At 67.9% G+C, this 22,445-nt stretch carries 23 protein-coding genes; 11 read left to right on the plus strand and 12 right to left on the minus strand.

Features of this window, described 5'->3' with window-relative positions:
• Positions 1 to 69: 69 nt before the first annotated feature.
• On the plus strand, positions 70 to 624 hold the full coding sequence (locus ACGFIM_RS16380; RefSeq protein ID WP_393202570.1) for a superoxide dismutase family protein: 555 nt from the start codon (positions 70 to 72) through the stop codon (positions 622 to 624).
• A 246-nt stretch (positions 625 to 870) separates the two neighbouring features.
• Here the strand turns inward: ACGFIM_RS16380 and ACGFIM_RS16385 are convergent, their stop codons facing one another.
• The 3 genes from ACGFIM_RS16385 to ACGFIM_RS16395 form a co-directional block, all read right to left on the minus strand.
• Positions 871 to 1,467, minus strand: coding sequence for a cation transporter (locus ACGFIM_RS16385; RefSeq protein ID WP_393200773.1), 597 nt, complete (start codon positions 1,465 to 1,467; stop codon positions 871 to 873).
• Positions 1,468 to 1,514: 47 nt separating this feature from the next.
• The gene (locus ACGFIM_RS16390) at positions 1,515 to 1,916 is read right to left on the minus strand and encodes an ArsR/SmtB family transcription factor (protein ID WP_393200775.1); all 402 of its coding nucleotides are present in this window, start codon (positions 1,914 to 1,916) and stop codon (positions 1,515 to 1,517) included.
• Between the two features lie 404 nt (positions 1,917 to 2,320).
• Positions 2,321 to 2,776: a hypothetical protein gene (locus ACGFIM_RS16395; RefSeq protein WP_393200777.1), complete on the minus strand. Its 456-nt coding sequence runs from the start codon at positions 2,774 to 2,776 to the stop codon at positions 2,321 to 2,323.
• 447 nt (positions 2,777 to 3,223) lie between these two features.
• On the opposite strand from ACGFIM_RS16395, the gene ACGFIM_RS16400 reads away from it, so the two are divergent.
• Complete coding sequence (locus ACGFIM_RS16400; RefSeq protein ID WP_393200779.1) at positions 3,224 to 4,651, plus strand: helix-turn-helix domain-containing protein; 1,428 nt, start codon at positions 3,224 to 3,226, stop codon at positions 4,649 to 4,651.
• A gap of 823 nt (positions 4,652 to 5,474) precedes the next feature.
• Positions 5,475 to 5,867 carry a hypothetical protein gene (locus tag ACGFIM_RS16405; protein ID WP_393200781.1) on the plus strand — a complete coding sequence of 131 codons (393 nt, stop codon included), beginning with the start codon at positions 5,475 to 5,477 and terminating at the stop codon, positions 5,865 to 5,867.
• Here ACGFIM_RS16405 and ACGFIM_RS16410 read toward each other — a convergent pair.
• Positions 5,856 to 6,152, minus strand: a complete 297-nt coding sequence (locus tag ACGFIM_RS16410) for a hypothetical protein (protein ID WP_393200783.1) — start codon at positions 6,150 to 6,152, stop codon at positions 5,856 to 5,858. The genes ACGFIM_RS16405 and ACGFIM_RS16410 overlap by 12 nt on opposite strands.
• Before the next feature lie 635 nt (positions 6,153 to 6,787).
• On the opposite strand from ACGFIM_RS16410, the gene ACGFIM_RS16415 reads away from it, so the two are divergent.
• From ACGFIM_RS16415 to ACGFIM_RS16425, 3 genes are all read left to right on the plus strand, one after another.
• Positions 6,788 to 8,212 carry an MFS transporter gene (locus ACGFIM_RS16415; protein ID WP_393200785.1) on the plus strand — a complete coding sequence of 475 codons (1,425 nt, stop codon included), beginning with the start codon at positions 6,788 to 6,790 and terminating at the stop codon, positions 8,210 to 8,212.
• A 549-nt stretch (positions 8,213 to 8,761) separates the two neighbouring features.
• Complete coding sequence (locus ACGFIM_RS16420; protein WP_393202572.1) at positions 8,762 to 9,133, plus strand: BlaI/MecI/CopY family transcriptional regulator; 372 nt, start codon at positions 8,762 to 8,764, stop codon at positions 9,131 to 9,133.
• Entirely contained in the window at positions 9,130 to 10,080 is a 951-nt protein-coding gene (locus ACGFIM_RS16425) for a M56 family metallopeptidase (RefSeq protein ID WP_393200787.1), read from the plus strand. Before ACGFIM_RS16420 ends, ACGFIM_RS16425 begins: the two co-directional genes overlap by 4 nt.
• 119 nt (positions 10,081 to 10,199) lie before the next feature.
• On the opposite strand, the gene ACGFIM_RS16430 is transcribed toward ACGFIM_RS16425, so the two are convergent.
• Positions 10,200 to 10,961 (minus strand): methyltransferase domain-containing protein, encoded by a 762-nt coding sequence (locus tag ACGFIM_RS16430; RefSeq protein ID WP_393200789.1) that lies wholly within the window; start codon positions 10,959 to 10,961, stop codon positions 10,200 to 10,202.
• Positions 10,962 to 11,007: 46 nt separating this feature from the next.
• Here ACGFIM_RS16430 and ACGFIM_RS16435 point away from each other — a divergent pair, with 46 nt between their 5' ends.
• Positions 11,008 to 11,412 (plus strand): MerR family transcriptional regulator, encoded by a 405-nt coding sequence (locus ACGFIM_RS16435; RefSeq protein WP_393200791.1) that lies wholly within the window; start codon positions 11,008 to 11,010, stop codon positions 11,410 to 11,412.
• 87 nt (positions 11,413 to 11,499) lie between these two features.
• Positions 11,500 to 13,893: a heavy metal translocating P-type ATPase gene (locus tag ACGFIM_RS16440; protein WP_393200793.1), complete on the plus strand. Its 2,394-nt coding sequence runs from the start codon at positions 11,500 to 11,502 to the stop codon at positions 13,891 to 13,893.
• Between the two features lie 21 nt (positions 13,894 to 13,914).
• Here ACGFIM_RS16440 and ACGFIM_RS16445 read toward each other — a convergent pair whose 3' ends face one another.
• Positions 13,915 to 14,961, minus strand: a complete 1,047-nt coding sequence (locus ACGFIM_RS16445; protein WP_393200795.1) for a C40 family peptidase — start codon at positions 14,959 to 14,961, stop codon at positions 13,915 to 13,917.
• A gap of 309 nt (positions 14,962 to 15,270) precedes the next feature.
• On the opposite strand from ACGFIM_RS16445, the gene ACGFIM_RS16450 reads away from it, so the two are divergent.
• Entirely contained in the window at positions 15,271 to 15,699 is a 429-nt protein-coding gene (locus ACGFIM_RS16450; protein ID WP_393200797.1) for a DUF4396 domain-containing protein, read from the plus strand.
• A 9-nt stretch (positions 15,700 to 15,708) separates the two neighbouring features.
• Here ACGFIM_RS16450 and ACGFIM_RS16455 read toward each other — a convergent pair whose 3' ends face one another.
• Both ACGFIM_RS16455 and ACGFIM_RS16460 read right to left on the minus strand, forming a co-directional pair.
• The gene (locus tag ACGFIM_RS16455) at positions 15,709 to 16,242 is read right to left on the minus strand and encodes a hypothetical protein (RefSeq protein ID WP_393200799.1); all 534 of its coding nucleotides are present in this window, start codon (positions 16,240 to 16,242) and stop codon (positions 15,709 to 15,711) included.
• On the minus strand, positions 16,239 to 16,463 hold the full coding sequence (locus ACGFIM_RS16460) for a hypothetical protein (protein ID WP_393200801.1): 225 nt from the start codon (positions 16,461 to 16,463) through the stop codon (positions 16,239 to 16,241). The genes ACGFIM_RS16455 and ACGFIM_RS16460 overlap by 4 nt, the downstream gene beginning before the upstream one ends.
• 180 nt (positions 16,464 to 16,643) lie before the next feature.
• Here ACGFIM_RS16460 and ACGFIM_RS16465 point away from each other — a divergent pair, with 180 nt between their 5' ends.
• Both ACGFIM_RS16465 and ACGFIM_RS16470 read left to right on the plus strand, forming a co-directional pair.
• Positions 16,644 to 17,846 (plus strand): sensor histidine kinase, encoded by a 1,203-nt coding sequence (locus ACGFIM_RS16465; RefSeq protein ID WP_393200803.1) that lies wholly within the window; start codon positions 16,644 to 16,646, stop codon positions 17,844 to 17,846.
• Positions 17,843 to 18,493 (plus strand): response regulator, encoded by a 651-nt coding sequence (locus ACGFIM_RS16470; RefSeq protein WP_393200805.1) that lies wholly within the window; start codon positions 17,843 to 17,845, stop codon positions 18,491 to 18,493. The genes ACGFIM_RS16465 and ACGFIM_RS16470 overlap by 4 nt, the downstream gene beginning before the upstream one ends.
• A 13-nt stretch (positions 18,494 to 18,506) precedes the next feature.
• Here ACGFIM_RS16470 and ACGFIM_RS16475 read toward each other — a convergent pair whose 3' ends face one another.
• From ACGFIM_RS16475 to ACGFIM_RS16490, 4 genes are all read right to left on the minus strand, one after another.
• Complete coding sequence (locus tag ACGFIM_RS16475) at positions 18,507 to 18,914, minus strand: four-helix bundle copper-binding protein (protein ID WP_393200807.1); 408 nt, start codon at positions 18,912 to 18,914, stop codon at positions 18,507 to 18,509.
• A gap of 262 nt (positions 18,915 to 19,176) precedes the next feature.
• Positions 19,177 to 19,701, minus strand: a complete 525-nt coding sequence (locus ACGFIM_RS16480) for a carboxymuconolactone decarboxylase family protein (RefSeq protein ID WP_393200809.1) — start codon at positions 19,699 to 19,701, stop codon at positions 19,177 to 19,179.
• Positions 19,702 to 19,818: 117 nt separating this feature from the next.
• Entirely contained in the window at positions 19,819 to 20,820 is a 1,002-nt protein-coding gene (locus ACGFIM_RS16485; RefSeq protein ID WP_393200811.1) for a saccharopine dehydrogenase NADP-binding domain-containing protein, read from the minus strand.
• Between the two features lie 105 nt (positions 20,821 to 20,925).
• The gene (locus ACGFIM_RS16490) at positions 20,926 to 22,356 is read right to left on the minus strand and encodes an MFS transporter (protein ID WP_393200813.1); all 1,431 of its coding nucleotides are present in this window, start codon (positions 22,354 to 22,356) and stop codon (positions 20,926 to 20,928) included.
• Positions 22,357 to 22,445: the final 89 nt, after the last annotated feature.

The raw sequence follows: 22,445 nt of genomic DNA on the forward strand, positions 1-22,445 counted from the left end.
AGGGACAACCAGGTACGGGGGGTTGTCATGCCTGGGAAAGTTCATCTGGCTCTAGCTGCCACGTTGGGCGTGGGAACGGCCGGCATCGCCGTCACCGGGACGGCCGAGAGGATGCAGGAGCAGCCGGCGGCCGAGGCCCTCATCAAGAGCACAGAAGGCGAGAACGTCGGCCGGCTCCGCGTTGAGGCACTGAATTCCACTACATCGAAAGTGACCGTCAGCGTGAGCAACATCCCGGCCGGTTATCACGGCTTTCACATCCACACCAAAGGTGTGTGCGATCCCAGATCCACCGATCCATCCACCGGGAGCCCGTTCTTCAGCGCGGGCGGCCACTTCGACCTCGGCTCCGGCTCCCATCCTGACCACACCGGCGACTTGCCGGCCCTCCTGGTGAGCGCGGACGGTACAGGCGTCGCATCCGCTGCCACTGATCGATTCCGCGTGAAGCAGCTGTTCGATCGCGATGGCAGCGCCGTCATCATTCATGCCGGGCCGGACAACCAGGCCCATATCCCGGATCGCTACCGCCAAGCGGATGGGAAGACAGGTCCCGACGCCGACACCCTCAAGACAGGTGACTCCGGCGGCCGTATCGCCTGCGGTGTGCTCCAACAGCGCTAACTCCGATGGCGGATCACCGACGAGCTCCGTCGGCGGCTACTCGCACCGCCGCGGGGCCGAAGGCCGTCACGGGCGTAGGCGTGGCAACCAGCGCGGCACAGCCGCGCGGGACTCGGCGTAGTCGGCGCCGAACCTGGCGAGCCGGACGGGGCTCCCCTCGCGGGATGACAATTCCAGAAAAGCCCCGAACGGGTCGAGCGGGTGACGGCCACTATGCCGGTTCGTCGCGGCGAACCTCAGCCGAGGTCAGTCATCATCGTCATCGTCGTCTTCTACGAGTTCGCCTTCCCACGCTTCCTTGCCCTCCATGACGGCGAACGCGGCGATGACGAACCCGGCTACCGGGTCCAGCCACGTCCAGCCGAACGTGGCGTAGGCGACCAGGCCGGCGAAGGTGGACACGCTCAGCCAGGCGCACAGCTTCGTCTCTGCCGCGTCAGCGATCACGAGGCGGGAGTTCATCTCCTGTCCGGCCTTGCGCTTGAGCCGCGCGAGCCACGGCATGATGACGATGGAGGCACCGGTCAGCACGATGCCGACGATGGAGGTGTCCGGTGCCTCGCCGCCGAGCAGGTCACGGACGCCCTCGAAGACGACATAGGCGGCCAGCGCGAAGAACGTGATCGCGATGAACTTCAGCGCCCGCCGCTCCTTCACCGGGTCCGGCTCGCCCCCGCGGATCTCGGCCAGCAGCCGGGTCAGCACCACCGCGGCGGCCGCCACCTCGATCCCTGAGTCGATGCCGAAACCGATGAGCGAGATGGCCGAGGCCGCCGCGCCGGCGGCGATCGCGATGACGCCTTCGACGATGTTGTAGCCGATGGTGAATCGCGCGTATCCCACTGCCCGCCGAGCGGCAGGGCCGGTCACGTCGGGGAGCTGTCGGCTCGTCACTGGCCGGCCCCCGCCTGTCCGATCACGGCGGAACCATGGTCGTCTGGCGGGACGGGGCGCAGCTCGACCGCGTGCCCGGTGGCGGCCAGCAGTTGCTCGGCGGAGGAGAGCAGGTCCATCAGCTCGGGGCGGGTCAGGCTGTAGAAGGACTGCCGGCCCACGGCGCGGTAGTCGACCAGGCCGCAGTCGCGCAGGCAGGCCAGGTGCTTTGACACGGTGGACTGGGCCAACCCCAGTTGAGTGGTGAGATCTACCACCCGAGCCTCGCCACGGGCCAAGCGGGCAACAATACGCAGCCGAGTCTCATCTGCCAGGGAGTGGAACAGGGCCGCCGCCGGAGCGATGCCAGCGGCGATCTCGGCATTGAGACACCGGCCACCCTCAGGATCAATCGCCATAATGCGATGATAGTCGCAGATTGCCATGTATTGGCAAGAGCTAGGCGACTCACGCGCAGTCCGGACTCTGCCGCGCGTATCCCCGAACCTCCGGAAACCCTGCTTCCGAGGCCGGCGATGACCCGCGGCGGCTGCCCCGCCAGATCGCTATGACCGTTCACGTGGGCACTGGCCACCCTGGTCGCGAAGCGATTCACGATTTCGACTTGCTCCACGCCGCCACCCCGCCTGGCTATGAACCCTCGCGACCACCTCTTCCGACAGCGTGCGCCCACTAGTACTCCAGCATCACTTTGTGATCTTTGGCTGTCTTCGGCGGTAGTGGCTGATCTGGGCGGTGTATTGGTGGCGCCGACGCCAATGCGACCACGCCCGGATTTGATCAAGGTCTGGTGGGCGTGTGATCATGTGTGCCAGTAGACGCCGGACCTCTCCCATCGAGAGGGGGACGAGGCCGTCCTGATTCGTTCCGGTCGGCTGTTTGCCGCAGTCACGGCGAGATAGGCGTGGGCGATCATGGCCAAGGTGATGTGCCGATACCAGGCGTCATAGCGGCGGACTTGGTACTGATCCAGGCCGACCTCGGTCTTGGCGCTCTGGAAACACTCCTCAACAGCCCAGCGACTCCCGGCAACCTTCACCAGCTCATCGATGGTGGTGTCGGCCGGGCCGAAGCCGAGATAGAAGGCCACCTGCTCAGGGTGGGCGATGCTGCGGCGGATGAGGATCCACCGCTCATACCCCTCCTCCGGTTCGCGGATGATGGGCAAGGTGGCCATCGCCCAGTCATATAGGCACGGCCCTTTGGCGCCCTGGCCGGCCGAGATGCGCTTCCAGCCGGCTGCGGGCACCTCGGCCACCAAGCTTTCGGCACGTGCTCGTGGACCGAGGCCCCCGCCGATTGCTCAGTGAGGTGATCGAGGCGGCCGACCGCCTCGGCGTCCTCGCGCCGTGAGGATCAGCGTGCAGCGGGCGCTGGCGCCCACCGGGCCGGAGCCCCGGACCTCCTGTGTATCACCTGAACACCGGCACGACTGGGTCAGGACTGCCCGTCTGACCGTCCTCCCAGCCATTGCCCCCCGAGCACCTGCCCGGCTGATGTCCGATGCGCTGGTGGCTTCGCAGCCCCAGGTCCCGCGGGGTGGGCGCACCGCTCGCGTGCCCTCCGTAACGCACGTTCCCACGCTGCCCCTTAGCAGGCGAAGGGGTCGACCTTCCCTGCGCGCCGTCACCACGACGCCCCAAAGAGGCGGCCCTTCTCCCGGACACCTCCCCAGACCCAAGGTCGGCTTCGCTAGCGTGGCGACATGTTTCGGTCTGCGCGTCTTGAAGCGCTGTTCGGTAAGCGGTTTGATCAGGTGGTCTTCGCGGACGTCATCGCGCTGATCGGGCGTGAGGAAGCAGCCGAAGCGGCCGACCTGGACTACAAGGAACGGGTTCACGCCAAGAACGACGAGCAGAAGGTCGAATTCTGCAAGGACGTCGTGGCCATGGCCAACGACCGCGGCGGACTCCTGGTTATCGGCATGAAGGAAGACGGCCAGCGAGCTCTCCCTCAAGAAGTGACCAAGGTCGAAGTGAGCGACGGTGAGCTGCGCCGGCTGTATGACGTGCTGTTGAACGTGTCCCCTCACCCCTTGCGGGTCGACATCCTTGCCGTTGAGGACCCCGACGACCCGGGTCACGGCGTCCTGCTGGTTCTGGTGGAGCGCAGTGGCCTGGCCCCCCACGCGCTCCTGGACACCCGGGACAAGACCCACCACCGCGACGGCTGGTTGCGTTTCCCCATCCGCAACGGCGCCGCCACCCGCTGGATGCTCGAACCCGAAGTCGCTACCCGCTACCGTGACCGCTTCATCACCGGACGATCCGTCCACGACCGGCTGAACGCCGTGGAAATCGAATGCGTCGAGGCCTACGCAGAACGTGACGGCTCAACCCTCCCAGACCCGCCGCAGGAACCTCACCACGGGTTGGGGCCGCGGACTCCGGAGTATGGCTTTTACCGGAAGGAGCCGGCGCGGCCCAACCTGGTCGTGACCGTCGTTCCAGAGACCGCTGGAAGGCTCGTGATCAATCAGGCGGCCCTGCAGGAGCTCCGGCGCGCCCAGGCTGCCGAACCGGTGCTGATCGGACTCGACAGAACCTTCCAACAGGTGGGCGTCGCCCCCGGCCGACTCACCGCGATCCTCGGAGATCCCATCATCGCCGTGTACAGCGAACTGCACACCGACGGGTCGGGATCGTTCCTCATCTCGCTGCTACGCGAGGACCAGACCGGTGAAACGATCCAAGTTCTCGTCCAGGAGCTGGTCTGGTACCTGCTGTCGGGCCTGCGGCACCTCGGCCGCCACGCACGCGATCGCACAGCTGCCGGCGGCGTCACTGCGATCAGACTGAGCCTGCTGGCAGACACCGACGAGGTCGGCGACTCCGGTATCGATCTCCCTCGCCGTGACCCTCTCCGCGAGATCCAGCTGACGTCCAACACAAGCTACGGCGACTACGCGCGTCTGTCACCGACCCACCGTGCCGTCGGTGACGTCTTCGCCCCGCTCGACGATCTCGCCACCGATGGACCGGGCCTGATCTCGGCGGCCGCGCTGGTCGCCAACGAGGCATGTCACGCCTTCGGCCTGGCCGAAGTGCCCCTGCTCGACACCAACGGCACCATCAACCGCCACCACTGGGACGGACCACTACAGGCCATCATCACCAACTGGGCGTCCTGGTAACTCAGCAAGGCTCACGACCCAACCGGCGATCCTGCATGACCGGCAGGGACGTACGGCGGGCGACCGCTATGGACCGCACCCGATCGGCTCGCCTTGGTGGCGCCGGCCACGCCTCGACGACGGGCAACACGTCCAGGAGCAGCGGTACGGCAGCGACACCGGAGGCAAGCCATGGTCGGATCCGTCACCATCGAACTCGACCAGCCTCCTGCAGGAGATCACTGCGCGTAAGCCCCACTGCCATCAACTTGACGCGAGTCACCGTCACCGACTTGTCGTTCCCACTGTCACGAACCTGGCGCTCAACTCTTGGCATGACGACCTGACGGACACGAGCAAGATCAAAAACACGGAATGGACCAAGGTATCTGCGATTCCGCAGGCCGCTTGGTGAGTGGCTGAGGCCTCACGATCGCCCCCACTTCGGTGCCGGCCGTACGGGCTGGGGGCGCTCGTGATCCGGCATGCTGGCGTGTCGGCACGCGGGCGTGCTGACGTGGTAGCACCTACCAATACGCGGTCGCTCGGCCGGGCTGCGGCCTGGGGCCGGTCCCGTCAGCCGCCGCCAGGCGGCACCCATTGAGCGAACATGCGAACCCACAAGACATGCGAACATCACGCCCCATACCAGGGTGCGCTTTACGTCGGTCCTCAGGCCTCCTGCTGTCGGCACGACACCACGCCCAATGGGACCCCGCATGATCGGACTGGTCAGCACAACATCGCCCAGACGCCAGCCAGCCGTGCCTAGCCGTCTCAGCGAGCGGCTTCATATTGTCCGGTTCGATGGCACATGTCTCGTACCCGACGGCGAGGGGCACAGATGGGCGGGATTTGGGCACGGTTCAAGACAAAGACCAGCAGCCGCGGCATCAACGGTGACTCCCCCGACCCGCCACCTGAGATCTCCGCCCCGGAACGCCGTATGGCTACGGACCTCGGCGACGCGCTGACGGCCTACTGGCGCAACGGCAACTGGTTCGGCACCGACGAACTCATCTACTGGATGATCGACCACGGTCATCTCTCTGAGGCCGCGTATGTGCTCGATCAAGTGATGGACGCGCCAGGTCTTTCCGCGAAAGCACAGGAACGGCTGGGCAAGTGCGTCAGACGCCTGGAGAAGGCCAAGCGTGCGGGCGCGGCCGCTGCGCAGACAGAGCGGAGCCCTGACGCTTCCCGGATGGAGGCGCCAGGGCATCCTTCAGCGTGGTGAACGGTCAATCCTGCTCTCGGACTCGGCCGTCGCCTTCTCGATGTCGTCCAGCAGCGCACGGAGCTCAACGACCACAGCACGGGCCCGGTCAGGATGAGCCCGGGCGTACGACAGGAATGCCGGCCGCTGGATCGTGCGGGCGAAGGTCTTCCGAAGACGTTCGGTCTCTACCGCGAACTGCTCATCCGCGTCCGCCGTCGGCGGGTCGGTGTGGAGTTTACCGGCAAGGTAGGCCCGAATCTGGGCGGCCGCCGCGACCGGATCGAACTGAGGAGCTGCTACCACGATCTGAGCCGCCGACTTGAGGACCGCGGCTGTGACTCGTGTCCCATCGGCCTCGACGACCGTCTCGTAGACCAGGACGGCAGCGCCCTAGCCGTGGCGGTCCGCTACGGGAAGAAGCTCGCGTACCTGGCTCTCGTTCAGCGTGCTGAGACCAATTGGTCTCAGTCTCTCGGCGAGTGTCATTGGGTAACCGTAGGTAAGCCCGCACATGACGATTGGCCGCCACAGCAGGAGGCGACCGTGCTGGCCCAAGCGCGGCTACGGCTGCGGGGATTCCTCGAGGCTGGAGAGCAGCGACAGCATCATCAGCACGGGCGCGGCCTCTTCCGGCACAGGCCGATTCGCCCCGCATCCCTGAGCGCACTGTGGACATCGAATGAACGTGCTTGTCAGCCAGACGAGGAGCAGGTTGTTGCGGAAGTCCCCGTCACGCTGCCCCCTCGCTGAGCCGCTGGACCCGCTGCAGTCGCCTGCCGTTGCGCACTCGGACACACCTGCGCGTCACGCCGCTTGACATACCCCCGGGGTGTATATACCTTCCCTGGACATACCCCCTACGGGTATTGGCGCCGCTGACATCAACGGCTTCTTGTCGGCGCTATATACCCTCCCCCCGTACTGTTTAGGAGAAGCTCATGTCCGGACCATCCCCCCGGCGCTGGGCCGCATTGGCCCTGATCGCCACCGCCCAGTTCATCGTCATCATGGACACGTCGATCATCGGCGTGGCCCTCCCCCGCATGCAGGAGGACCTCGGCTTCTCCCAGGAGAACCTGTCCTGGGTCTTCAACGCCTACGTCGTCGCCTTCGGCGGCCTTCTCCTGCTCGGCGGCCGTCTGTCCGACCTGTTCGGCGCCCGTCGGCTGTTCGGCACCGGCTGGCTCGTCCTGCTCGCCGGCTCACTGGTCGCCGGCATCGCGCCCGAGGTGTGGGTCGAGCTGACCGGGCGCGCCGTGCAGGGCATCGGCGCCGCGCTCATCGCGCCGTCCGCGCTCACCCTGCTCATGATGCTCTTCGGCCACGATCCCAAAGAGCTCACCAAGGCCCTGGCCCTGTACGGCGCCGCCGCGCCCGCGGGCGGCACCGCGGGAGTGTTCCTCGGCGGTGTCATCACCGAGTACCTGAGCTGGCCCTGGGTCTTCTACATCAACATCCCCATCGCCCTCGTCGCGCTCCTGGCCACCGGTCCGCTGATGCCCGCCGCGCAGTCCCAGCGCGGCTCCATCGACGTGTTCGGCACGCTGACCGTCACTCTCGGCCTCGGCGCCGCCGTCTACGCCATCGTCCGGGCACCCGAGGTCGGCTGGGGCTCCGCCGAGACGTGGATCGTCCTGGCCGTTGCCGTGGCGCTGCTGGCCGCGTTCGTCGCCATCCAGGCCCGCCGCCGGGAACCGCTGATGCGACTGTCCATCTTCCGCACCCCCGACCTCGCCGCGGCAAACCTGACCCAGCTGCTGCTGGGCGGGGCGTGGATCCCGATGTGGTTCTTCCTCAACCTCTATCTGCAGCAGGTCCTCGGCTACAGCGCCTTCCCCAGCGGCGCCGCGCTGCTGCCCATGACCGTCCTCATCATGATCGGCATGATCGTCCTGGCGCCCCGGGCCATCGGCCGCTTCGGCCCCAAGGCCGTCACCGTCACCGGCCTGCTCCTGCTCGCCGGAGGCATGGCCTGGCTGTCATTGATCAGCCCGAACGGCAGCTTCGCGATGGACGTCCTGCCCGCCAGCCTCGTCTCCGCGCTCGGCATGTCGCTGGCCTTCATCCCGTCCCTGGGCACCGCCATCTCCTCCGCCCGTCCCGAGGAGGGCGGACTGGCCTCGGGCATCGTCAACACCAGCTACCAGGTCGGCTCCGCACTCGGCCTCGCGGCCATGACCGCCGTCGCCGTCGCCAACGGCTCCGGGCAGCTCGGCAACCTGCCCGCCCTGACCGACGGCTTCTCCGCGGCGTTCATCGGAGCCGCGGCCATCGCCCTCGCGGGCGCCCTGCTCGCCTCGGCCACTCTGCGCAGCCAGCGCACGGCCGTGCCCGCTGACGATGTCACCGCCTCCCACAGATGACGCTCCACACACGAAAGGGGAATCCCATGTCCCTCCACCCACATCGCCTACGACGGCTCGCCCCACGCTCGGCACCCCATAGAGGAGACCGTAGGTCTCTCTCCCACCGCACCCGCGGTGGTGCTCTACGCCCGCCCGTCGCTGGAGAGCTGCGCCATGCATCTCGAAGGCCATCCGGCTCCGGAGGACCTCCGCGACATTGACGCCAAGACCTTCGACGCTTCGCTGATAATCCCGTGCTCCCGTGGCCGGCGCCGAATGCAGGCGGTGCTGTCCGGCAGCCCCTCTAACCGCGTCACGAACAGCAGTGCCCCGGCTCCGTTACTTTGGGGTCGGGGCACGCCGCTGCATGGTGGCACGGCTGTTACGGCATGCGTCTTCGCCATTTCTCTGAACAAAGACCCAGTCGGAAGCGAGCCAGCCGATTGACGGCTTCGCGGAGAACGGGATCCGCGTTGGCTCTGTCGCGGTCAACCTCCCCGGGCTCAGGTGCGCGATCAAACCCTCGCCCGACATCCTGACTACGATCGCCGGTAGCATGACGGCATGATGCGCGGCCTCGGTGAGCTCGAATCGACGATCATGGATCGCATGTGGGCCCGACGGCGACCGGCCACCGTCCGGGACGTGCTCGAAGATCTCCGGCAGGACAGGACGATCGCCTACACCACCGTGATGACCGTGATGGACAACCTCCACACCAAGGGCCTGCTCAAGCGGCAGTCCGCCGGCCGGGCCTACGTCTACGAGCCGGTGGCCTCGAAGGAGGCCTACACCGCCGACCTCATGCGCAGCGCGTTGGCGGGCAGCGGCAACCATGCCGCCACTCTCGTGCACTTCCTGGAGCGGCTCACGCCGGAGGAGGCCGCGGCGCTGGAAGCGGCGCTCCAGGTGATCCCACCCAGGGGCGGATCGGCATGATCGCGGCTGCGGTCCTGCTGCTCTACACGGTCGTCGCCGCCCTCTGGCTGCCCAAGCTTGGGCGGCGGGCCGCAGGCTGGGCCGAGCGGGCGCCGCGGCTGGCGATCACCGTCTGGCAGGCGGCGATCGCCTCCGTGGTCGCCTCCACGGTGCTGGCTGCTCTGGCCTTTGCCGTGCCCGCCGATGTCGTGGGACACGGCCTGGCCGGTCTGTTCGAGGCGTGTGCCGACATGCTCAGCGCCGGCGAGGGGCTGACTTTCGCGGGTGTGGCGGCCCTGGTGGCGGCGGGCTCGGTGCTGGGACGGGTCGCCTACTGCGGCGCTGCCGTCCTGTACAGGGCGGCTGTGGAACGGCGGGAGCACGCGGCGCTGCTCGGTCTGCTGGGCCGGCGCGACACCGATCTCGGTGCCGTCGTGATCGACCATGACGAGCGACTCGCCTACTGCGTCCCGGGCCGGCACGGCCAGATGGTGATCACCACGGGAGCCCTGCGTAGCCTGGCCCCTGAGCAGGTGGCCGCGGTGCTGGAGCACGAGCAGGCACATCTGCGCGGGCGGCATCACCTCGTGCTGGCCGGTGCCGAGACCATGGCCAGGGCGTTCCCGGGAGTCCCGCTGTTCGAGCGGGCCAGGACGGAGATCGCGCGGCTGGTCGAACTGCTCGCCGACGACGTCGCCGCCCGTCGCCACCCGCGCACGCAGATCGCCGCGGCGCTGGTCCGGCTGGCCACCGGCCGCGCGCCGGCGTTCACGCTGGGCGCGGGTGGGGAGACGGCGCTCACCCGCGTGCGCCGCATGCTCCATCCCGAAGCGCCGCTCGGCCGGCGAGAGCGTCTGACGGGTCTGCTCACCGTCGCCGCACTACTTGCAGGGCCCGCTGTTGTCGCGCTGGTGCCAGGCATCGGCTCCTTCCTGGCCCATCACTGCCACTCGTTCCTGTTCCTCTGACCTGATGGCAAACGCGTCTCACTCGCCCAGATCGGTCGGCCGGGTGGCTCGACCTGCCCCAGTCCAGCCCTGACAACAGCGAAGTCCGCTACGTGCGCAGGCCATCTCCGTGCCTGGTCTTACTCCCGCGATCGCCGTGCTGTGGCAACGAAGATCGGTAGGGCCAAGAACATACGACCGGCACGCGCTCGCTCCTCCTGTTCGGTCACCCACACCGCTTCCTGTTCGGGCGTGATGGCTCCGGCGGTGCGGGCGCCTTCCGCGACACCCGTGAGCATGGGCAACATCGTGGCATCGGTGAAGACGCCCACATGCGCCTCCACTTCGACGTCCTTGAAGCCGGCCTCCAGGAGCAGGTTCCGGTAACGACGGGCCGCCCGCGGATGGGGAGTCATGTCAGCACGTGCGTGCACGATCGTCCGGGTGAGCGCCGGGTGGTCGGAGTCGATGATGAAGGCGTCCCAGTCCTGCCCGATGAGCACGATCCGCCCGTCGGGCGCGAGCACCCGCTTCGCCTCCTGCAGTGCCCCGGCGGCGTCGGCGAATTCGTGGTAGACCTTTTCGGCCCGATATCCGGCGACTTCCCCATCGTCAAGCGGCAGGTCGAACACGTCACCGATCCTGAAGTCGGCGCCGGGCCAGCGGTGCCGGGCCACTGCGATCATCTTCTCACTGACGTCCACGCCGACGGCTCGCCTCCCTCGCTCCGCGAGTTCGGCGACCGCGCGCCCGGCGCCACAGCCGACGTCGACCACGGCTGCTCCGTCCGGGAGGTCGAGCAACTCGTACGACCGCGCACGCAACGCGACGGCCTCGGGCATCGCGTCGACGACATCCAGCAGCTGGATGAGTGAATCCATGTGTTCCGTCGTTTTGAACATGCGAGCCAGCATGCGACTTAATGTCTACATGAAGTCAACCGCGACCATGAGCATCGGTGACATCGCACAGCGATTCGGGCTGGCGACTCATGTCCTGCGCCATTGGGAGGCGATGGGCCTGCTCGCCCCGGCCAGAGTAGAAGGCGAGCGCCGCCGGTACGGGCCCGACGACCTCTATCGGATAGCCGTGATCCTCCGTGCGAAGGAAGCCGGATTCAGCCTGGACGAGATCCGCGAGATGATGGCCACCTCTGACGCGGCGGAACGGCGCGCTGTCCTGCTGCGGCGCAGGGCGGAGCTCGCCCGGCACATCGCCGAAGCGCAGGCGTCGCTCGAACTGATCGACTGCGCGCTCGAGTGCGATCACGAGGACTTCAGCAGTTGTCCCCATTTCCAGTCCAAGGTGGCCGAGCGGATCTCCCTGGCACCCCCGCCACACGTACGCGTGTGAGCCAGGCTGCAGTTCTCGCCACCTCACAATCTACGATAGATCTTAGTACCCGACCCAACGGTCGCTATGGGAGTTGCCGGGGCGGGTATGGAGGACATCATGACCGCCGGGGCCAGCAAGGATCGCAGTACGGCAATTCTCGACGTGAGCGGGCTGCAGTGGGCTACGGAGCAGAACGTGGTCCGCGCCGTACTGAGCCGACGCCCCGGGGTCGTCGAGGTCGAGGTCAATCCGGTCGGCCAAGCCGCCACTGTGGTGTTCGATCCCCGCGTCACGTCCATGGCCGAGCTGCGACGCTGGGTGGAGGAATGCGGCTACCACTGCGCGGGGCAGTCTGTCCCATCGCACGTCTGTGATCCCATGGCAGAGCCCGACCCCTCAGGTGAGCACGCCGACCACCACACCGCGCAGGCGGTGCGCGAGCCACCCCGTGCGGAGCCTGAAGCCGGCCCGGCACCCCACGAGATGATGGGGCACGGTGGCCACGGCGCCATGTCCATGGAGGCCATGGTCGCCGACATGCGCAACCGGTTCCTGGTGGCGGCCGTGCTGTCCATCCCAATCCTGATCTGGTCGCCGATCGGTCGGGAAGTGTTCGGCCTTGAGGTGCCGGTGCCATTCGGGCTACGCGAGGACGTGTGGGCGTTGATCCTCAGCCTGCCGGTGATCTTCTACTCCTCATGGATCTTCTTCGACGGCGCGGTACGGGCGTTGCGCGCACGCACGCTGGACATGATGGTGCTGGTCGCCGTGGCGATCGGCGCAGGTTGGCTGTATTCGCTCTACATCACGCTAACCGGTGGCGGCGAGGTGTTCTACGAGGCGGCCACCGTACTCGCGGCGTTCGTACTGCTGGGGCACTGGTTCGAGATGCGGGCCAGGGGCGGCGCCAACGACGCCATCCGGGCGCTGCTCGACCTGGCACCGCCCAAGGCGGTGGTGATCCGCGACGGCGAACAGGTGGAGATTCCCACCGCCGAGGTCGTGGTCGGTGATGTGCTGCTGGTCCGGCCCGGCTCGAAGATCGCCGTCGACGGCGAGGTCATCGAGGGCGAGAGCGAAGTCGACGAGTCGATGGTCACCGGCGAGAGCCTGCCGGCGCACAAGGCCCCGGGCACCGAAGTCGTCGGCGCGACCATCAACAAAAATGGCACGCTGCGGGTGCGCGCCACCAAGGTCGGCGCCGACACCGCGCTGGCCCAGATCGTCAAGCTCGTCCAGCAGGCCCAGAACTCCAAAGCCCCGGGACAACGTCTGGCCGATCGGGCGGCGTTCTGGTTGGTCTTCGTCGCGCTCATCGGCGGCGCGCTCACGCTGGCGGCCTGGCTGCTCGCGGGTGCGACCGCCGCTACGGCGATGCTGTTCGCCATCACCGTCGTCGTGATCACCTGCCCGGACGCGCTCGGGCTGGCAACACCCACTGCGATCATGGTCGGCACGGGTCTGGGCGCCAAACGTGGCGTGCTGTTCAAGAACGCCATGGCACTGGAGACATCGGCTCGCATCCAGGCCGTCGTCATGGACAAGACCGGCACGCTGACCAAGGGCGAGCCAGAGGTCACGGACGTGATCGTCGAGGGGATGGCGGAATCCGAACTGCTGCGACTGGTGGCCGCTGTAGAGCGCGAGTCCGAGCACCCCCTGGCCGAAGCTGTGGTCCGGTATGCCGACATACATGCTCCGGACGGCGGGCAGGCGCGCGATTTCGAGAACGTCCCCGGCCATGGCGCCAAGGCCCAGGTGGACGGGCATCGGGTCGTGGTGGGCAACACGAAGTTGATGCTGGCCGAGGGGTTGGATCTGGGCGAGCTTGCCGCTCGACGCGAGGAACTGGCCGCAGGCGGGCGTACCGCGGTGATCGCCGCCGTGGACGGGCGCGCGGCCGCGTTGATCGGCATCGCCGATGCGCCCCGCGACACTTCGGCTGCCGCGGTGGCCGCTCTCCACGAGGCCGGCGTCGAGGTCATCATGCTGACCGGTGACAATGAAGCCACCGCCCGGCGCATCGCCGATCAACTGGGCATCGACACGGTCATCGCCGAGGTGCTACCCGGCGACAAGGCAGCCAAGATCGCCGAACTACAGCGTGGCGGGCGTAAGATCGCGATGGTCGGCGACGGCGTCAACGACGCCCCGGCACTTGCCCAAGCTGACTTGGGCATCGCCATCGGCGCAGGGACCGATGTCGCCATCGAGACCGCTGATGTGGTGCTCATGCGTTCGGATCCGCTCGACGTCCCCACCGCGCTGGCCATCGGTCGCGGGACGCTGCGCAAGATGCGCCAGAATCTCGGCTGGGCGATCGGCTACAACGCGATCGCGCTGCCGATCGCTGCCGGCGTCTTCGAGCCAGCCTTCGGCTTGGTTCTGCGGCCCGAGATCGCCGCCCTCTCGATGTCCGGATCGAGCTTCATCGTCGCTGTCAACGCACTCACCCTCAAGGGCCTTCGCCTGCCACGATCCGTCGCCTCGGGAGATTGAGCCCGCCTCGCACCGTTGTGATCAGTTGCTCACCCTCACCACCCCCGCGAGATTGCGCGTGTGAACGGGAACGATCCTGACGACGTCCCCTGTCCTCGGCGCTTGGATCATCTTTCCGTCACCCCAGTAGATCGCCGCATGCGAAATGTAGCCAGGATTGGTCGGGTCGAGGCGCCAGAAGATCAGATCACCCGGACGCATCTCGGAGAAGGGAACAAGGGATCCGCTGGCGAACTGCTGATGCGTCACGCGCGGCAGCCGTACACCTGCCTGGGCGAAGGCCCATTGGATCAGTCCTGAGCAGTCGAAGGCATCGGGACCCTCAGCACCCCATACATACGGGGCTCCGAGCTTGCTGGCGGCTGCCGTCAGGGCGACGTTCACCCGGCCGGCCGGGACCTGCTGGCGATGGGACGGAGAGAAAGCGGGCTTGAGCACGACCACCTGGGTGCCGCGAGGCAGCACTTTTCGCAGCGCGTCCCGCATCTTGGCCGAATCCACCTTCGGGGCGCTGACCAAGAGCGCGTTGTTCTGAGGAAAGCCCAGCGCGCGGGCCATGCTCCGCGACACGACCGCATCCACGGCGTCCAGTCCCATGGTGGCGTGAGCGCCGACACGTATGGCTTGCCCGTGGCTTTCCACCCTCTTCCCGAGCGCCAGGCCACCGTCGGTCCCAAGACTGAACGAAACAGCCATCTCTCCGCCGGCCACACGTCGCCAAAGATCATCCGAGGCAGCCGTCGGCTTGGGCGTGTAGGCACGAAAAGTGGAGGGGTTCACCCCGATGGTGCCTACTTTCCGGCCATCGAAGGCAGCCTGAGCCGCATCGACGATCTCGGCAGAATCTACGTCCTTCCACCGCCGAACTCGCTCGATGACCGCCATCGGTAGCGAACGGTCGGCGACCACGAGCAGGTGCGGTTCCCGTAACCGCTTCAGCGCAGCCACCTGCGGCGGGGCCGAGGTCGCGGCAACTGGTGAATTCCGAGGAGCCCACGCACGAAGCGGACGCGCCTCGGTCGGTCGGCCGGGCTCACCAAGCACCAGCACGCCGGCGACCAACGTCACAACCACGAACCCCGTGAGCAGAAGTACCGTCCACTGAAGATCCCTACTATGCCCCATAGTCACTGCGCCATGATGCCAGCTCTGGTTCAGCCCTCAAGAGGTGCCGACGGAACATATAGGACTCGTCACCCCGGCAGATTTCCCTTATACCCCCTACCCGTATAATGTAGGGCTCCACGACTAAGGAGGATCATCTTGGACCACACCGGTCACCACCACGCGAGCTCAGAACCAACTGAGTCCAGCGAGCACGAGCACGTGGAACACGTCGGTCATCACCCTGCCGCCCCGTCCTTAGCCACATGGGGCATGGCCGCGCAGGCGACGCTGCACTGCCTGATCGGCTGCGCCATCGGCGAAGTGCTGGGCATGGTCATCGGCACCGCCACCGGCATGTCCAACATGGCCACAGTGGTGCTCGCCGTGGCGTTGGCCTTCGTGTTCGGCTACGCCCTGACGATGCGCGGCGTGCTCCGCACCGGAGTCGACTTCCGCACCGCGTTGAAGGTCGCGCTGGCCGCGGACACCATCTCCATCGCGGTCATGGAGATCGTGGACAACGCGGTCATGCTGACCGTGCCCGGCGCCATGGACGCCGGCCTGAACAGTTGGCTGTTCTGGGTGGCCCTCGCTGGAGCGTTCGTGGTGGCCTTCATCGTGACGACCCCGGTGAACAAGTGGCTGATCTCCCGAGGCAAGGGCCACGCGGTGATGCACCAGTACCACCACGGCCACTGAGTACGTCGGTCATCGCGTGGTCGCCATGCGCTTCCCGGCCTTTGCGCGTCTCTGCTCCTGCTGCTTGCGCCAGCCGTACCGGGTCAGGCCCTGTGGCTTGACCACGGAAAGCATCGTGATCAGGAGCAGAACCACGAGACCGCCGATGGAGTGCGGTAGCGTGCCGGGCATTCCGCGGGGATCGCCGCTGGAGGCGGCATGCTGTGCCATGGCCGCGACCGTCTGCGCTTCCACCAGGAGGACGAGGGTAGCGACCGTGGTCAGGAGAAGCTTCGCCAGCACCCAATAATGGCGCAGCAATCCCCAGGGGGTGCCCAGCGCCTGAATCACACCGGTGACCAGCGCGGCGAACGCCAGCGGCACGATCACGTACGAAACGATCAGCTCCATCGCGAGATGCGCTGCCCGCACGGTGGCAATGGTCTGGCTGTTCACCGCCGCGACGTCAAGCGCCGTGTAGGCGGCGACCGCGCCGAACCAGCCCACCGAAGTGCTGACGTGGGTGATGAGCAGGACCTTGCGCAGGCCGGGCGCCATCGTCATCCGGCGCCACCGCCTTGCGGCACCGGTTGACCAGTGACGCCGGAGCCCGTCGGCATGTGTCGTCCCGGACCGTGCTCGCCGCCGAGGCCGGTGAGCCGCATGACGGCGAAGGCAAGGATCAGGATGCCGACGACGATCGCGGCGGCCTTCACCCAACGAGGCACACCCGGGGGCGATCCGCGGTCGGCCATCGGGCCGGTGTCGGGGGGCGAGTCCGGCATGAGTGTGTCCTCTCTCTGGTCTGATCGGCCACCTCCCGTGGCCCTCCGAGGTCCAGTCCACACGTGGCAGACCGGGCGGTGCGTCACCCCAAGAGGAGAACTTCGATGTCCCCGCTGCGTGGACACGGCTCCCCCCACGGGGGGATTCCCCTGCGTTCGCGCGAAGGTAGCCTCTCTTGCGTGTCCTCGACGACCACGCACCGGATCTTCGCAACCCGGCAGGTCTGGGGACGACTGTTCGACGTCGCGATCATGATCACAGCGTTGGCCTGTTCGCTGGTGCTGCTGGCGCACGGGCTGGCTCTGATCCCGCATCGTGGCCTTCCCGCAGAGCTCGAACCTGGGAACGTCGACGCGAAGGTCCTGGCGCTCGTGGCGTGTTCGGCGGTGCCCCTGCTGGTGTGGCGGCGCTTTCCGCTGGGCGTCTTCGCGGTGACCTCCGGGGCGAGCGTGCTGGTCAGCGGCCTTGAACCCCGATCTGCTCTGACGCTTGGCCCTGCCGTCGCTCTCTACCTGCTCACCGCGACCCGCGAGTCGTGGACCTGGCGCACCACCGCCGTGGTCGTCGGCCTGGGCACTGCCCACATGGGCGCCACCACAGTGGCAGCCGGGGGCGATCCGGGGATCACGGTGCTGGTCCTGACGCCTGTCGCCTGGGCCGTGGCGTGGTTCGCCGGCGAACGTACGCGGCTGCGGCGCGAGCAACTGGCCGAGCTCCGGGAACGCGCCGTACGCGCCGAACGGGAAGCGGAACGGGAACGCTTGCTCGCCACCGTCGAGGAACGCGCTCGCATCGCCCGCGACCTGCACGACTCGGCCGGTCACGCCATCAGCGTGATTGCTGTCCGCGCCGGCGCGGCCCGACTACGACACAACCAAGATCCGGACCGCTCGCTGCGGGCCCTGGAGGCGATCGAGGAACTGGCACGTCAGACTGTCGGAGAGATCGACCAGATCGTCAGCACCCTGCGTACGGAGAGCCCAGGCGACGAGGCTCCGCCCGGACTCGCGTCCGTGGACGGCTTGATCGCCCGCCACACTGCAGCCGGACTGCAGGTCACTCTGGATGCCTCAGGCTCGGCGCGAACCCTCAGCGGCCCCGCCGACCAGGCCGTCTACCGAATTCTCCAGGAGGCACTCACGAACGCGGCCCGCCACGGCAATGGCGACGTCCACATTGAGCTGACCTTCGGCGACAGCGACGTCGACCTCAAAGTCACCAACCCCGTATGTCCCAACGGCACGCGACGCCGCAACGGCGGCCACGGCTTGATCGGCATGCGCGAACGCGCGACGCTGCTCGGCGGTAGCCTCGACGTCGAGCACGCCGACGACGCCTTCCACGTGCATGCCCGCATCCCCTACGGAGGCCACCGCCCATGACGCGCGTCCTGATCAGCGACGACGATCACCTGATGCGCGCCGGGCTCGCCGAGCTGCTCTCCAACGACTCCACGATCGACATCGTCGGGGAGGCGGCGACCGGCCGGGAGGCGGTCGAGCAGGCGTGCCGGCTTCTCCCCGACGTCGTGCTCATGGACGTGCGCATGCCCGACCTCGACGGCATCATGGCCACCCGTGAGCTGTCACGGGCGGCGCCCGGTGTGCGGGTCCTGATCCTGACCACCTTCGAGCAGGACGACTACATCTTCGGCTCGCTACGCGCCGGCGCCTCCGGGTTCCTGCTCAAACGCACGCGTCCCGAAGAGCTCATCGCCGCCGTGCACACCATCGCGGCCGGCGACTCGCTGCTGTCGCCGTCAGTCACTCGGCGCGTGATCGATCGCATGGCCAAACAGCCCACCCCTGACCTCGCCGACCAGTCAAGTCTGGCCGGGCTGACCCCGCGCGAGCGAGAGGTACTCGCCCTCATCGCGCGGGGCTTGTCCAACCGCGAGATCGCCGCCGCCCTCGTGGTGGAGGAGTCGACGATCAGGACCCATGTGAAGCGGCTGCTCATGAAGCTGGGCCTGCGCGACCGCGTCCAGGCGGTGATCTTCGCGTACGAGAACGGCCTGAACGCGCCGTAGGGTCGTCTTCGCGTCAGCCGAGAGCGCCGAGCAGCTCCCGGCAGGCGCGTTCGCAGTCGCGGCACGCCTCGGCGCAGACGGCGCAGTGGGAGTGCTGGGTGTGCCGCGCGCACTCATCGCCGCACGCCTTGCACACCTGAGCGCAGGCTTCGAGGATCGCTCGCGTGATGTTGGCGTCGTAACCGGTGTGCCGGGAGAGAACCTGTCCCGTGGTCTCGCAGATGTCGGCGCAGTCGAGGTTGGTGCGGATGCACTTGGTCAGCTCGCCGACCGTGTCCTCGCTGAGGCAGGCGTCGGCACATGCCGTACAGGCCTGGGCGCAGCGCATGCATGCCTCGATGCAGGCCGTGAGGCGAGCCTGGTCGACGTCGCCCAGATCTTTCGGGTAGGTGGAGAGCATCTCGGACACTTGCAGGGTCATGTCGATTCCCCGTCTCCTGGACCTGCTGGTGAACGGAGCGAGAGCTACCCGGCGCATGGGACGGCTAACGGCACGAAAAGGGCAAATCCGTAGATTCACGACTGTGGCCGAAGGCGGGGATCGCCTCCGGCCACACGGATGACTGCTACTGGAAACGGCGCAGCCTGAGGTGGAACTCGACGCCTTCGCCGGTCGTCGTTGGCTCCCGTGGTGTCCCCGGCCTCGGTAGGAAGTCAGGAGCACTGCGGGTTCCTAGATATGCCTAGGAGGTCTCCTCAGGCTCAAGGCCTATGAGGAGATTGAAGGCACCCGTCAACAGGTTCAGCGAGACCAGACCGACGATCTCGGCCATCACCCGGTCGCTCCATCCAAGAGCACGCAACTCCGCCACGTCATCGTCAGTGATGGACGAGGGTTCAGCCAGCACACGAACGGCCAGGGCGATCAAGGCTGCCTCGCGTGCGTCGGTGGACGTGCCCTGCCGCGCCATCACGATATCGGCTTCACTCAGGCCTGCCGCCTGCGCTGCTTCAGTGTGCGCCGACAGGCACATCGCGCAACCGATCCACTCCTGCACGGCCAGGGAGATCTTCTCGCTCAGCGGGCGCGGGATCTTCACCCGCTTCATCGCTCGGGAGAAGTCCAAATAGCCCTGGAGCAGAGCGGGCGAGTGAGCCATCGTGGCCACCATGTCACCCACTCCACCATGCCGGTCGACGATGTCGCTCAGTAGCTCGCGGGACTTCCCAGGCGCGTCGGCCGGATCGAGTGCTTGAAGACGTCTCATGAATCCTCCTCGTTCCCCGCAAACAATATACCCCCAAGGGGTATTTCAACAGACCCCTGAAGGCCTTCTTGAGGAGGCACCATGGGACGTCGGCGGTAGGCCGCGAACCGTCGAAGGTCAGCGGCGAGCGCTTTGCTCATGGTCGTCGTCGAGGTGGAGTTCGAACTCGTCGGCAGCGAGTTCGGTCAGAAAGGCCACCGGGTCCACCAGTTGCTCGATGTGCCGGACGCCCGGCGGCAGCGCGGGCAGGTCGCGGACGAGCAGCGCGGCGGCGCGCCCGGTGGCCCGGCTCTGCAGCCGCCCGCTGAAGGACGCCCCGGCCGTGGCAGAACTGACCGTCACGGCGAACCCGTCGCTTCCGAGGTGGATCTTCTCCAGCGCGGCGAGCAGCAGGCCGCGTACCGTCCGGCGGCGCAGCAGCCGGGCAACGGCAGGCCGCCCGGCCGCGGCCAGCAGACCGGTCATGAGGCGGGAGTCCAGGCACAGCCCGGTGCGCGCGGCGGGCACGCCGAGGGTGCCGGGCACGGTGTGCTGGTCGGAGAACGGGAAGCGGTGAACGGTACGCCGGCCGTACGGCGCGGGGAAGCCCATCGTCCACGAGTCGCCGAGCTCGCCCAGCCCGTCCAGGGTCCAGGCGATCGCCGCGGGGCCGTGTCGCTCACCGGAGCCGAGCAGCACGCCGATGCGCAGCTCGCCGGCGGGCGAGCGTTCGGCGCAGATCCGGGCGAGCAGGTTGGTGACGCCGGGGACGAGGCCGACGCTGAGGGCGGCTGTCGCGCCGCGGGCCAGGGCCAGGTCGTCGAGGGCCTGGATCTCGGCGAGCAGGTCGTGGGAGGCCGAGACGTCCACGTATCCGATGCCGCGTTCCAGGCAGGCGCGGGCGACCTGCGCGTCGCCGGTCTCGGCGCACATGAGGACGGTGGTGACGCCCTCCAACAGGCGGGCCACCTCGCCGGAGTCGGCGGCGTCGACGCGGATGGCCGTGGCCCCGGCGACGGGGCGCGCCCGGGCAGGGTCGCGACCGGCCACGATCACACGGGTGCCGGGAGATCCGGTCAAGGCGGCCGCAGCCTCGCGACCGACCGCGCCGTACCCGCCGAAGATGAGGACAGTGGTCATCACCTGGTCGCTCCTTGATGGGACACAGGGAAGATCTGATTTCGCCGGCTGCCGGTGAGCCCGACCAGAGGACAGACGGCCCAGGCCGCGAGTACGGCTGCCATGTCAGTGGCCGTGCCCATGACCCACGAACGACGTCGTCGGCCTGCCTGGCGGAACCAGGACCAGCGCGACGATCGCCGCGACGCCCGCGACGACGGCGCACAGCATGAGACCCGCCACGAAGCCGCCGATTCCCGCCGCCGCACCGGGCACGAGGCTCGACGCGGCGACCGTAGAGACGACTGCCACACCGATCGAGCCGCCGAGCTCGTGGAAGGTGTTGATGACGCCGGAGGCGACGCCGGTCTCACCGGGCGGGATGTTCGCCATGGTCGTGGTGGTCGCCGTCACGAACGCCGGCCCGATGCCCAGCGCGGCCAGCACGAACCCCGGCAGCAACGTGGTGTACGCGCTCGCGTCGGGCGAGATGCGCGTCATCAGGGCTGCCCCCGCCGCGGTGACCAGGAAGGACGCGACCGCCACCGGCCGTCCGCCGATCCGGCCGATGAGATGCCCGCCGAGCTGCGCCCCGACCGTGATCGCGATGGCCACCGGGAGGAACAGCAGCCCCGTCTCCAGCGCGCCGAACCCCAGCGCGTGCTGGAGGTAGAGCGAGCTGACGAAGAACAGGCCCAGCATCAGCCCCGTCGCCACCAGCATGACGAACGTCCCCGAGATCACGGGCCGCCTGGCCAGCGTCTCGGAGCGCATGAGCGGGGCCCGTACCGACCGCTGGACCACCACGAACAGCGCGTACAGCAGCACGGCGCCGAGGAGCGGCAGCACCGTGCCGGCCGCTGCCCAGCCGGCGTCGCCCGCGGTCACCAACCCGTAGATCAGCAGCGCCGTCGCCAGCGTGACCAGCAGCGCGCCGGGCACGTCGAGCCGCTCGCGCCGTCCGGCCGTGCCCTCCGTGGGCGCCACCACGGCGGGCACGGCCGCGAGCACCAGCAGGCCGATCGGGACGTTGACGAAGAACACCCATGCCCACCCGGGCCCCGCCGTCAGCACGCCGCCGAGCAGTACACCAAAGGCCGCTCCCGTGCCACCGACGGCCGCCCAGACACCGAGCGCACGACCACGACGTTCGCCGTGGAAGGTGGCGGCGATGACGGCCAACGCCGCGGGAGACAGCAACGCCGCGCCGACCCCCTGCAGCGCGCGCCCGGCGATGAGCACGCCGCCGTCGCCGGCCAGCCCGCACATCAGCGAGGCCGCCGTGAACAGCCCCAGCCCCGCCAGCAGCGTGCGCCGGGCGCCGAACACGTCGGCGAGCCGCCCGCCGAGGACCATGAGGCCGCCGAAGCAGAGCGTGTACGTGGTGACCACCCAGGTCAGCGCCTCGCGGCCGAGCGCAAGATCCGCGCCGATCGTCGGCAACGCCACCTGCACCACCGTGATGTCCACGATCAGCATGAACTGCGCCAGGCACAGCAGCACCAGCACATTCCACCCGCCGGTGCGCACCTGAACGGGAGCCGTGTCATGACTCATCCCCACTCCTCCTTAACTCGAACACTGATGTTCAAGTTAGCACGCGCGAGGGTACCCGGGTAGGGTTCATCGGACATGATCGATCGGCC

The sequence above is a fragment of the Nonomuraea sp. NPDC049309 genome, from assembly GCF_043196965.1.
In the GTDB taxonomy this organism is placed as follows: Bacteria; Actinomycetota; Actinomycetes; order Streptosporangiales; family Streptosporangiaceae; genus Nonomuraea; species Nonomuraea fastidiosa.

What these genes read in the sequence shown, in the direction of transcription:
- ACGFIM_RS16390 (WP_393200775.1), bottom strand. Translation starts at nt 1,916, where the DNA reads ATGGCGATTGATCCTGAGGGTGGCCGGTGTCTCAATGCCGAGATCGCC.
- ACGFIM_RS16475 (WP_393200807.1), bottom strand. Translation starts at nt 18,914, where the DNA reads ATGACCCTGCAAGTGTCCGAGATGCTCTCCACCTACCCGAAAGATCTG.
- ACGFIM_RS16470 (WP_393200805.1), top strand. Translation starts at nt 17,843, where the DNA reads ATGACGCGCGTCCTGATCAGCGACGACGATCACCTGATGCGCGCCGGG.
- ACGFIM_RS16425 (WP_393200787.1), top strand. Translation starts at nt 9,130, where the DNA reads ATGATCGCGGCTGCGGTCCTGCTGCTCTACACGGTCGTCGCCGCCCTC.
- ACGFIM_RS16430 (WP_393200789.1), bottom strand. Translation starts at nt 10,961, where the DNA reads ATGTTCAAAACGACGGAACACATGGATTCACTCATCCAGCTGCTGGAT.
- ACGFIM_RS16415 (WP_393200785.1), top strand. Translation starts at nt 6,788, where the DNA reads ATGTCCGGACCATCCCCCCGGCGCTGGGCCGCATTGGCCCTGATCGCC.
- ACGFIM_RS16420 (WP_393202572.1), top strand. Translation starts at nt 8,762, where the DNA reads ATGCGCGGCCTCGGTGAGCTCGAATCGACGATCATGGATCGCATGTGG.
- ACGFIM_RS16440 (WP_393200793.1), top strand. Translation starts at nt 11,500, where the DNA reads ATGGAGGACATCATGACCGCCGGGGCCAGCAAGGATCGCAGTACGGCA.
- ACGFIM_RS16400 (WP_393200779.1), top strand. Translation starts at nt 3,224, where the DNA reads ATGTTTCGGTCTGCGCGTCTTGAAGCGCTGTTCGGTAAGCGGTTTGAT.
- ACGFIM_RS16480 (WP_393200809.1), bottom strand. Translation starts at nt 19,701, where the DNA reads ATGAGACGTCTTCAAGCACTCGATCCGGCCGACGCGCCTGGGAAGTCC.
- ACGFIM_RS16460 (WP_393200801.1), bottom strand. Translation starts at nt 16,463, where the DNA reads ATGCCGGACTCGCCCCCCGACACCGGCCCGATGGCCGACCGCGGATCG.
- ACGFIM_RS16450 (WP_393200797.1), top strand. Translation starts at nt 15,271, where the DNA reads ATGGCCGCGCAGGCGACGCTGCACTGCCTGATCGGCTGCGCCATCGGC.
- ACGFIM_RS16405 (WP_393200781.1), top strand. Translation starts at nt 5,475, where the DNA reads ATGGGCGGGATTTGGGCACGGTTCAAGACAAAGACCAGCAGCCGCGGC.
- ACGFIM_RS16435 (WP_393200791.1), top strand. Translation starts at nt 11,008, where the DNA reads ATGAGCATCGGTGACATCGCACAGCGATTCGGGCTGGCGACTCATGTC.
- ACGFIM_RS16485 (WP_393200811.1), bottom strand. Translation starts at nt 20,820, where the DNA reads ATGACCACTGTCCTCATCTTCGGCGGGTACGGCGCGGTCGGTCGCGAG.
- ACGFIM_RS16455 (WP_393200799.1), bottom strand. Translation starts at nt 16,242, where the DNA reads ATGACGATGGCGCCCGGCCTGCGCAAGGTCCTGCTCATCACCCACGTC.
- ACGFIM_RS16490 (WP_393200813.1), bottom strand. Translation starts at nt 22,356, where the DNA reads ATGAGTCATGACACGGCTCCCGTTCAGGTGCGCACCGGCGGGTGGAAT.